Source organism: Falsiroseomonas oryziterrae (genome assembly GCF_021864505.1).
In the GTDB taxonomy this organism is placed as follows: domain Bacteria; phylum Pseudomonadota; class Alphaproteobacteria; order Acetobacterales; family Acetobacteraceae; genus Falsiroseomonas; species Falsiroseomonas oryziterrae.
In genome coordinates this window covers 1-9171 of the sequence record NZ_JAKJIB010000147.1, presented here as the reverse complement: position 1 = coordinate 9171, position 9171 = coordinate 1, and the positions used below count along the sequence as shown (strand labels likewise).

Genomic DNA, 9171 nt, shown 5'->3' with positions numbered 1-9171 from the left:
AGCCGCCCGCCCCGGCAAGCGTGGCGCCGGCCGAACCCGAGCCGGTCACGAGCGCGACGGTCGCGACCGAGACGGCACGCAAGCCGAAGGGCGCGGCCGGAATGCGGGCCGCCGTCGCGCGCCGCAAGGGGCCGGCCCCCAAGGCGCCTGCCAACCGCAGGCCGACCCGTCACTGACCCGGCGGACGCCAACCGGATCGTCAGCGGGTGAGGCCCCTGGCGGGCTTCATCCGCGGCGCGGCGGGTCCCGGCTCAGCCCCTTGGCGGCCAGCGCCTGCTCATAGGCCGCCCAGCGTTCCTCCCGGTCCCGGCCAAGCTCGTGGAGATAGTCCCACGAGTAGATGCCGGTATCGTGCAGGTCGTCGAAGACCAGCCTGACCGCGTAATGGCCGACCGGCTCGACGCGCATGATCCCGACATGCCGGCGGCCGGGCACGATCACCTTCTGCCCGGGCCCATGGCCCTGCACCTCGGCCGATGGGCTCTCGACGCGCAGGTACTCTGCCGGCAGGGCGAAGCTCTCGCCGGTGTCGAAGGCGACATGCAGCACCTTCTCGGCGCGGTTCAGCCGGATCTCGGTCGGCGTGGGCATTCCGGGAACTCCGGTTAGGATGGCCGGCGCAGCCAGCCAAGGCCGCGAATGCGGCCCGCGCACAGGGTGCGCCTTCCAGCCCGGGCGACCGCGGCCTGCGCGCAGCCAAGCCGGCGGAGCCGGCGCCCGGCGCCTGAGGGCAAGCTACAGCTTCCGCGCTTCCTCGGGCAGCATGATCGGGATGCCGTCGCGGATCGGGTAGGCGAGGCCCGCCTTCTCGCTGACCAGTTCCTGGCGCTCGCGGTCGTAGCGCAGCGGGCCCTTGGTCACCGGGCAGACCAGGATCTCCAGCAGCCGCGGATCCACCTCGGTCGTCGCCTCGCCGCTCATCGCATCACCCCGTCTCGTGGCCGGCGCTGTCTAGCTCGGCCGCCCCTCGGGCGCCATGCCGTGGGCGTCCATCTGCATCAGCGCCACCAGCATCTGCGCCCGCTCCTGCGGGCCCGGCGCCTCCAGCAGCGCCTGCTTCTCCCGCACGTCGAAGGGACAGACCATGCAGAGCGTGGTGACGAGCATCGCATCGCCGGTCTGCTCGATCGCGGCCCAGTTCGCCTCGATCCCGCGGGCGCGGAAATAAGGCCGAAGCGCCGTCAACAGCGCCTCGCGGTCCAGCGCCGGCGGTGCCCCGTCCACCGCGAGATCCGCCGCGAACTCCGCATAGTCGGCGCGCACCCGCCGATAGCCGCGCCGTCCTTCGATTTCCTCGGCGATGCGGTAGCGGATCAGCCCGGTCAGCGTGATCAGCAGCCGCCCGTCATCGGTCTCGGAGAAGGAGGAGATCCGCCCCAGGCAGCCGACCTTGTAGACCTGCGAATCGCCACCGCGCTTCGGCAGGTTCGGGTCGCCCTGCACCATGCCCAGCATCCGCCCCGCGCCGAGCGCGTCCTCGACCATCGCCAGGTAGCGCGGCTCGAAGATGTTGAGCGGCAGCCGACCCTCCGGCAGCAGCAGCGCGCCGGAGAGCGGGAAGATCGGGATCTCCGGGGGGAGATCCGCCAAGGCGGGATGGAAGGCGGGCATCGGCTCCTTCGGGCCGCAGCCGCGGCTGAACGGGTCGCCGCCAAAGGGCGGCGTCCCGGAATGCCGCAGACGAGCGGCTTACCTGAACAGAAGGGTGGAGAGCTTCCGCCGTCCTGCAAGGGTCGCGGGGTCGTCGAAGCCCCAGGCCTCGAAGAACTTGAGCAGCTGCTTGCGCGCCGCCTCGTCGTTCCAGGCCCTGTCGCGCCTGATCGCTTCCATCAGCGCATCGGTCGCCTTGCCACGCTCGCCCATCGCGTTCAGCGCGACCGCCAGGTCGATGCGCGCCGCATGGTCGTCCGGATCGGCGGCCAGGCGCTTCTCGAACTCGCCGAGCTTCTCGCGCGCCTTGCGGCCCTCGATCGCAAGCTGCAGCGCCGAGCGGACCGAGGCGATCGCGGCATGCTCCTTGATCTTGTCGGTGACCCCATCGAGCACCTGCTGAGCCTGCTCCTCCTCGCCGAGGTTCATCAGCGCGCGGGCGAGGCCGGCATAGGCCTCGGCGTTCTCGCCCTCGGACTGGGCGAGGGCGGCGTAGAGCTCGAGCGCGGTGCGGTGGTCGCCCTGCTCCTCGGCCGCCTTGGCCTCGGCCAGCAGGTCGGCGCCCGGCAGCTGACCGCCGGACATCTTCAGCAGGCCCTCGACGAACTTCTTCACCTCGCCCTCGGGCAGCGCGCCCTGGAAGAGGTCGGCGATCTGGCCCTGCACGAAGCCGACCACCGTCGGCACCGACTGCAGCGGCAGGCCCATCTGCGCCAGCTGCTGGACCAGGGCGCGGTTCTTGTCGATGTCGATCTTCACCAGGCGCACCCGGCCCTGCGCGGCCGTCACCACCTTCTCGAGCGTCGGCGTCAGCGTCTTGCAGGGGCCGCACCAGGTCGCCCAGAAGTCCACCAGCACCGGGACCTCGCGGCTGGCCTGGATCACGTCCTGCATGAAGCCGCGCTGGTCGCCGTCCTTGATGATGTCGGCGGCGCCCGCGCCGCTGCCGCCCCCAGGGGCGGTCTGGCGGGTCGGGTCGAAGATCACGTCCATGGCAGGCATTCCCAAGTCTTGTCGCCGGATATGTGCGCGGGCGGCGCGGCCAGGACAAGGCATGGCGGAACGACAGTCCCGTGCAGCCGTTGCAGCGCTCCGGAGGCAGGGAGAAACCCCCGATGAGCGTGTTCCGGAACATCATGTCCCGCATCTTCGGCCGTGGCGCCGAGGCGATCCCGGCGCAGGGCGGCGCCCAGGCGCCCGAACAGTCGCCGAGCCGGGTGGCGCCCGAGACCCTGGCCCCGGGCGCCCAGGACGAAGCCGGCCGCTTCGGCGGACAGGTCGCCCAGCCCTCCGGCTCGGCCGCCGGCCCCGCCCCGATGGCCACCCAGGGCGGCGCGCAGGTCGAGCCGGTGGATGTCGAGGCCGTGCTGAGCGGCATGGCGGCCGGCAGCGGCCAACAGCTGAACTGGCGCACCTCCATCGTCGACCTGATGAAGCTGCTCGGCCTCGACAGCAGCCTCGCGGCCCGCAAGGAGCTGGCCGAGGAACTGGGCTACACCGGCGCCAGGGACGGCAGCGCCGAGATGAACACGTGGCTGCACCGGCAGGTGATGCGCCGCCTCGCCGAGAATGGCGGCCGCGTGCCCGACGAGCTGAAGCGCTGAGGTCAGCCTGCCGGCGGCTCCGCCAGCTCGGGCTCATGGCCCAGATGGCGGAGGAAACGCAGCAGGTCGCCGGGGCGGATCGCGGTCGTCATCGCATTTGTCAGCGGGTGGAAGTTCACCCACTCGAAGTCGTCCATCAGGTGGCGGTCGAACACCGCCCGCACGCTGCCCGGCCGCGCGTTGACGAGGCCGAAGGGCGTCACGGACCCTGGCTCGACGCCGAGCGTCGCGACCAGCTCCGCCGCGCTGCCGAAGCTGACGCGCGGCAGGCCGAGCCCGCGGGCCAGGGCGTTGACGGACACCCGCCGATCCTCCTCCAGCACGGCGAGCAGGAACGGGCCGTCGCCCTTCGGCCGGAGGAACAGGTTCTTGGAGTGCCCGCCCGGCAGGTCGGGCCGCAGCGCCTTGCTTTCCTCGACGGTGAAGACCGGCGGATGCGTCACGGTGCGATGCGCGATGCCGAGCGCGTCGAGCCGCGCGAGAAGGCCTTCGGGTGTTTCCGGCATGGCGTGCGGAATGCCCCTGCCGGGGGTGGCTTGCAATCCCATCCGGCCGGGGCTAGAGGACCGGCCTCCGCACGGAGCGCGGGCGTAGCTCAGGGGTAGAGCACGACCTTGCCAAGGTCGGGGTCGAGGGTTCGAATCCCTTCGCCCGCTCCATTCTCAGACAATTCGGGATCCGCCGGCGACACGCCTCAATTGGCGGCGCGCTTGATCAGGCCTGCTTCGGCGGCCGCGTCCCAGCGCGCGGCATCGGCGCGCAGGAAGGCAGTGGCGGCCTCCGGCCCGCGCAGATCGGCCTCGAGCCCCAGCGCCGCCAGCCGCGCCTGCAGCGCCTGGTCGGCATAGGCCAGGGTCAGCGCCTGGTGCAGCCGCGCCCCGACGGCGGCGGGCATCCCGGCAGGGCCGAGCAGCATGCCCCAGCCGGTGACCTCGTAGCCCGGGAACCCCGCCTCCTGCATCGTCGGCACGTCGGGCAGCGCGGAGGAGCGCGTCGCGCCCGTCACCGCCAGCCCGCGCAGCCGCCCGGTCGGCATCAGCGGCAGCAGGGTCGCCGTGGAGGTGAAGCCGATCGGCAGGTGTCCGGCCATCAGGTCCGGCATCAGCTGCGCGCCGCCGCGATACTGCGTCTCCTCGAGCCGCAGGCCCGCCATGCGCGCGAATTCATGGCCCGCGAAGGCGGTCAGCGCCTCTGTCGCCCCGAACGGCATCGGCTGCGGCGCGGCCCGCGCGGCGGCGACCACGGCGGCCACGTCGCGGAAGGGCTGCGAGGCGCCGACCGTCAGCACCAGCATCTGCCGCGACAGCACGGCGAGCGGCGTGAAGTCGCGCAGCGGGTCGTAGCTCAGCTGCGGCAGCTGGTGGCGGTTGATATTGTGCGTGGAGGAGGCGACGAGCAGCGTGTGGCCGTCGGCCTCGGCGCGCGCCACCGCCTCGGTCGCGACCGCGCCCTGCGCGCCGCTGCGGTTCTCGATCACCAGCGGCTGCGGCAGGTGCGGCCGCAGCGCCTCCGCCACCGCGCGCCCGAGCAGGTCCGTGCTGCCGCCCGGCGCGAAACCGACGATCATGCGGATCGGCCGCGTCGGCCAGGTCTGCCCGAGCGCGGGCGTGGCGAGCGGCGCGGCGGCGAGGGCAAGCAGGGCTCGGCGGGTCGGGCGAATCATGGCGGGCGGCTCCGTCCGGATGGATCGCCCTATCCCATATGCGTTCCCGGATGAGGGCGCCACATGAAGCGCATCCCGCGCGTATCGCGGCCGGTGAAGCGCAACGGAAGGTCGGGCTTGTAGATCTCGTAGGAGAAGCTCGGCTTGTAGTCGCAGACCAGCTTGCCGGTCGCGTCGGCGATGTACACCCAGGTCGCGGCCCGGCTGACCCGCCAGGCGACGCCGCCATGCTCCGCGATGCTCCGTGCGACAAGCTCGCTGCCGCCGGCATCCCAGAAGCGCACGGACCGGATGAAGTCCCGCCTCGCCTCCGGTTCGCGGGCCCGCGCCTGGTTCACGTAGTCATCCTCCATGCCGTCGATGACGCCCTTGAAGACGCCGGTGACGGCGCCGGCCACCATGCCGAAGGGGCCGGCCGCCACGCCCGGCGCCGCCGTCACGGCCCACTTGATCTTGTCCTCCTTCGGCACGGGCTGGTCCTGGAGCACCCAGATGGCTGGCTCGATGAAAGCCCCGGCGGTGCCCCCCACAGCGCCCCCGAGGCCCTTTCCCACCACCGCCTCGCCGCCAAACTTGATGGTGTTCTCGACCGCGAAGCTGAGGGATTCGGAGGCGATGGTCTGGGCCACTTCCTTGCCGGCCGAACCTGGCACGTTCGAGGAGTTGTTGATGTAGTCGGTGACGCCGTTCGGCCCGGCGGGTGAGATCTTCGTTGGAAGCTCGTTCGTTCCGGACATCCTGCATTCCCCGTCGGATGACCGACGCGGTTATGTGACATCGGCGATTACAGTCAAACGAAATCTCTCCCTGTCCGCCCGGCGCGGACGCTGCGCGCCTCGCTGTCCGATCGGCGCGCCGCATGGGAGGATGACGGAAGTCTCGGGAGGCAAGGCACCATGGCGTCGCAGGTCCAACAGGGCGCGCCCGTCGCGCTCGTCACCGGCGCCGGGCGCGGCATCGGCCGGGCGACCGCGGGACGGTTCCTGGCGGAAGGCTGGCGCGTCGCGCTGCTCGACATCGACGCCGGCCTGCTGGACGCGGCGATGGCCGACCTCGCCGCGCCGGAGGCAACCCTGCCGCTGCATTGCGACGTGGCCGACGCGCCCGGCGTCGCGCGGGCCGTCCCGCACGCCGCGCGACATTTCGGGCGGCTCGATGCGCTGGTGAACAATGCCGGCACCGCGGTGTTCAAGCCGATGCTCGAGACGACGCTCGAGGACTGGTCGCGCGTGATGGCGGTCAATCTGACCGGCCCCTTCCTCTGCACCCAGGCCGCGGCGCCGATCATGGCGGAGACGGGCGGCGGGGCGGTGGTGAACATCACCTCGATCTCGGGCCTGCGCGCCTCGACGCTCCGCACCGCCTACGGCACCTCCAAGGCGGCGCTCGCGCATCTGACGAAGCAGCAGGCGGTGGAGCTCGCCGCCCTCGGCATCCGCGTGAATGCGGTGGCGCCCGGCCCGGTGGACACGGCGATGGCCAAGGCGGTGCACACGCCCGAGATCCGCCGCGACTACCACGACACGATCCCGCTCGACCGCTACGGGCTGGAGAGCGAGCTGGCCGAGGCGATCATGTTCCTCTGCACCGACCGCGCCAGCTACATCAACGGCCAGGTGATCGCCGTGGATGGCGGGTTCGAGGCGACGGGCATCGGCCTGCCGACGCTGCGCGCGCAGCGGCGCAACCTGTAGGCGGCAGCCGATGGCCGAAGCCGCCTCCTCCGGCACGCCGGGCGTCCGCGACAGCGCGATGCACGCGCTGCTCGTCGGGCTCGTCACCGGCCTCTTCGTGCTGCAGCCGCTGGCGGATATCGGCTGGGTGCCGCCCGGGCTGCCGGTCCTCGTCACCTTCCTGACCCTGGTCTCGGGTGTCCTCGCGCTGACGCGCCCGACGCCCGTGCGCTGGCCCGTCCTGGCCTGCGGGGCCGCGCTGCTCGCCGCGATGGCGCTGCGGAGCCCGATCGTCGGCGGCATCGGCGCAGTCGCGGGCCTGCTGCTGCTCTCCGTCGCGCTGCTGCGGCAGGTGCTGGCGCCCGGCGAGGTGACGGGGCGCCGCATCGAAGGCGCCATCGCGCTCTATCTCCTCGTCGCGCTGCTCTTCGCCAACGCTTACGAGACGCTGGAGGCGACGAGCCCCGGCGCCTTCACCGGCGCGCTCGGGACCGCCGAGCCGTTCCGCTATTTCAGCCTGGTGGTGCAGACCAGCACGGGCTTCGGCGACATCACGCCGGTCGCGCCGCTCGCGCGCACGCTGGTGACCCTGCAGGCAGTGACGGGGCAGATCTTCATCGCCGTGCTGCTCGCGCGCCTCGTCTCGCTGGAGCTCGCCAGCCGCGAGCGCCGCTGATCAGCTCTTGTCGAGCCCCCGCCCGCTGACCACGGCGGCGGCGCCGAAGCGCTCGCGCAGCGCCTCCACCGCATTCCACTTCGCCGCGCGCTTCGCCGCATCCGGATCGGCGAGGTCGGGCGGATCGGCCTCGGCGCCCGGCGCCAGCGGCTGCGCGCCGACACCGATCAGGCGGAAGGCGGCCCCCGTCGCCTCCTTCGCCAGTAGCGGCTGGGCGGCGCGGAACAGCGTCTCCGGCAGCTGCGTGGGGTTCGCCAGACGCGCATGCCGCGACCGCGTCTCGAAGCCCGCCGTCTTGAGCTTCAGCACGACCCCGCCGGCCGCGAGGTCCTTCTCCTTCAGCCGCCGCGCCAGCTTCTCGCACATCCGCCACAGCGGCTTCTCGAGCTCCGCCACGCCGCGCAGGTCGGCATCGAAGGTCGTCTCGGCGGAGATGGATTTCGTCTCGCGATCCGGCGTGACGCGGCGGCTGTCCTCGCCGCGCGCGCGGGCGCAGAGCGATGGCCCGTCCTCTCCGAAGCGCCGCGCCGCCTCGCGCGGATCGAGTGCCGCCAGCTGGCCAAGCCGCGTGAAGCCGGCCGCGTTGAGCTTCCTAGCCAGCGCCGGCCCGACGCCGGGCAGCAGCGCGACGGGCTGCTCGGCCAGCCACGCGGCCGCCTCGGAGCCCAGCACGGCGAAGCCGCGCGGCTTGTCGCGCTCGGCCGCGAGCTTCGCGAGCAGCCGGTTGCGCGCGAGCCCGATCGAGACGGTGATGCGCAGCTCGCGCTCGACCGCGCGGGCGAAGCGCGCCAGCACGACGGCCGGCGGCGCGCGGTGCAGCGCCTCGGTGCCGGCGAGGTCGAGCACCGCCTCGTCGATCGACAGCGGCTGCACCATGGGCGTCAGCGCTTCCATCAGCCGCCGCACCTCGCGCGCGCAGGCGGCGTATTTCGCCATGTCGGGCTTGATGACGACGGCGTCCGGACACGCGGCGAGCGCCTTGAACATCGGCATCGCGCTCTTCACGCCGCGGGTGCGCGCGACGTAGCAGGCGGCAGCGACCACGCCACGCCTGCCGCCGCCCACGATGACGGGCTTCGTCAGCAGCTCCGGCCGGTCGCGCTTCTCGACCGAGGCGAAGAAGGCGTCGCAATCGACATGCGCGACGGTGAGCGCGAAAAGCTCGGGATGCGCCGCGACGCGGCGCGAGCCGCAGGCCGGACAGCGCGCGAAGGGCTCGTCCGCGATGTGGTCGCAATCGCGGCAGAGCGCGGGCATCAGGCGCGCCGCCGCAGCCAGGGCATGAGGACGAAGAGCAGCAGCATCGCCAGGTACACCCGGCCGTCCCAGGTCGCCGGACGCTCGAGCAGCGAGCCGACGCCGCGGCCGAACAGCAGCCAGCCGAGCAGCGTGTCCGCCATCAGCAGCAGGATCAGCCCGACCGCGCCCATGCCGAGCCGCGCCGCGGCCGTCGGCGCCACGTCGAACAGCCGCGCGACCCAGGGCGCGAGCAGCGTCATGGCCGCGACCATCGGCACCGCCTCGACCAGCACCGCGCCGGTTGGGCCGAGGCGCGGCTCCAGCACCAGGATCCGCACCGGCCCAAGCAGGAAGCCGAGGCCGAACATCACGGCGAACCAGAGCACGCCCGCGCCGATCATGGCGTGTCCCACAATCGCGCCGCGCCGAAGACGCCGGAGCTGTCGCCGTGCATCGCCTGGCGCACCGGCGTGTCGAAGGCGTCGCTGAAGACGTGGCGCGGGATCAGCCGCGGCAGCGCCTCGTAGAGATGCGCCATGTTCGACAGCCCGCCGCCCAGCACGATGACATCCGGGTCCAGCAGGTTCACCACCGCGGCCAGCGCGCGCGCCAGGCGATCGGCATGGCGGTCGAGCGCCGCGCGCGCCGCCGCGTCGCCGGCCGCGG

General features: G+C 72.6%; 13 protein-coding genes and 1 tRNA gene. 4 read left to right on the top strand and 10 right to left on the bottom strand.

Going from position 1 to position 9171, the window contains the following annotated elements:
• Positions 1-225: 225 nt before the first annotated feature.
• From L2I40_RS13025 to L2I40_RS13010, 4 genes are all read right to left on the bottom strand, one after another.
• Positions 226-591: a gamma-butyrobetaine hydroxylase-like domain-containing protein gene (locus L2I40_RS13025; RefSeq protein ID WP_237215390.1), complete on the bottom strand. Its 366-nt coding sequence runs from the start codon at positions 589-591 to the stop codon at positions 226-228.
• A 144-nt stretch (positions 592-735) separates the two neighbouring features.
• Positions 736-921: a Trm112 family protein gene (locus L2I40_RS13020; RefSeq protein WP_237215389.1), complete on the bottom strand. Its 186-nt coding sequence runs from the start codon at positions 919-921 to the stop codon at positions 736-738.
• Between the two features lie 30 nt (positions 922-951).
• Positions 952-1611 carry an LON peptidase substrate-binding domain-containing protein gene (locus L2I40_RS13015; RefSeq protein WP_237215388.1) on the bottom strand — a complete coding sequence of 220 codons (660 nt, stop codon included), beginning with the start codon at positions 1609-1611 and terminating at the stop codon, positions 952-954.
• Positions 1612-1689: 78 nt separating this feature from the next.
• Positions 1690-2643, bottom strand: coding sequence for a thioredoxin family protein (locus L2I40_RS13010; RefSeq protein ID WP_237215387.1), 954 nt, complete (start codon positions 2641-2643; stop codon positions 1690-1692).
• Between the two features lie 122 nt (positions 2644-2765).
• Between L2I40_RS13010 and L2I40_RS13005 the strand changes: the two genes are divergently transcribed.
• On the top strand, positions 2766-3254 hold the full coding sequence (locus tag L2I40_RS13005; protein ID WP_237215386.1) for a DUF3597 domain-containing protein: 489 nt from the start codon (positions 2766-2768) through the stop codon (positions 3252-3254).
• Positions 3255-3256: 2 nt separating this feature from the next.
• Here the strand turns inward: L2I40_RS13005 and L2I40_RS13000 are convergent, their stop codons facing one another.
• The gene (locus L2I40_RS13000) at positions 3257-3760 is read right to left on the bottom strand and encodes a prolyl-tRNA synthetase associated domain-containing protein (protein ID WP_237215385.1); all 504 of its coding nucleotides are present in this window, start codon (positions 3758-3760) and stop codon (positions 3257-3259) included.
• Positions 3761-3838: 78 nt separating this feature from the next.
• On the opposite strand from L2I40_RS13000, the gene L2I40_RS12995 reads away from it, so the two are divergent.
• A tRNA-Gly gene (locus L2I40_RS12995) sits at positions 3839-3913 on the top strand.
• 35 nt (positions 3914-3948) lie between these two features.
• Here L2I40_RS12995 and L2I40_RS12990 read toward each other — a convergent pair.
• Positions 3949-4917: a Bug family tripartite tricarboxylate transporter substrate binding protein gene (locus tag L2I40_RS12990; RefSeq protein ID WP_237215384.1), complete on the bottom strand. Its 969-nt coding sequence runs from the start codon at positions 4915-4917 to the stop codon at positions 3949-3951.
• A gap of 29 nt (positions 4918-4946) precedes the next feature.
• Complete coding sequence (locus tag L2I40_RS12985; RefSeq protein WP_237215383.1) at positions 4947-5654, bottom strand: hypothetical protein; 708 nt, start codon at positions 5652-5654, stop codon at positions 4947-4949.
• Positions 5655-5813: 159 nt separating this feature from the next.
• On the opposite strand from L2I40_RS12985, the gene L2I40_RS12980 reads away from it, so the two are divergent.
• Positions 5814-6611: an SDR family NAD(P)-dependent oxidoreductase gene (locus L2I40_RS12980; RefSeq protein ID WP_237215382.1), complete on the top strand. Its 798-nt coding sequence runs from the start codon at positions 5814-5816 to the stop codon at positions 6609-6611.
• A gap of 10 nt (positions 6612-6621) precedes the next feature.
• Positions 6622-7266, top strand: a complete 645-nt coding sequence (locus tag L2I40_RS12975) for an ion channel (protein ID WP_237215381.1) — start codon at positions 6622-6624, stop codon at positions 7264-7266.
• Here the strand turns inward: L2I40_RS12975 and L2I40_RS12970 are convergent, their stop codons facing one another.
• From L2I40_RS12970 to L2I40_RS12960, 3 genes are all read right to left on the bottom strand, one after another.
• Complete coding sequence (locus L2I40_RS12970) at positions 7267-8523, bottom strand: DNA polymerase IV (RefSeq protein ID WP_237215380.1); 1257 nt, start codon at positions 8521-8523, stop codon at positions 7267-7269.
• Positions 8523-8906, bottom strand: a complete 384-nt coding sequence (locus tag L2I40_RS12965) for a hypothetical protein (protein WP_237215379.1) — start codon at positions 8904-8906, stop codon at positions 8523-8525. The genes L2I40_RS12970 and L2I40_RS12965 overlap by 1 nt, the downstream gene beginning before the upstream one ends.
• Positions 8903-9171, bottom strand: a 269-nt coding sequence (locus L2I40_RS12960) for an ROK family protein (RefSeq protein WP_237215378.1), incomplete at its 5' end; no start/stop codon positions are given. The genes L2I40_RS12960 and L2I40_RS12965, both read right to left, overlap by 4 nt.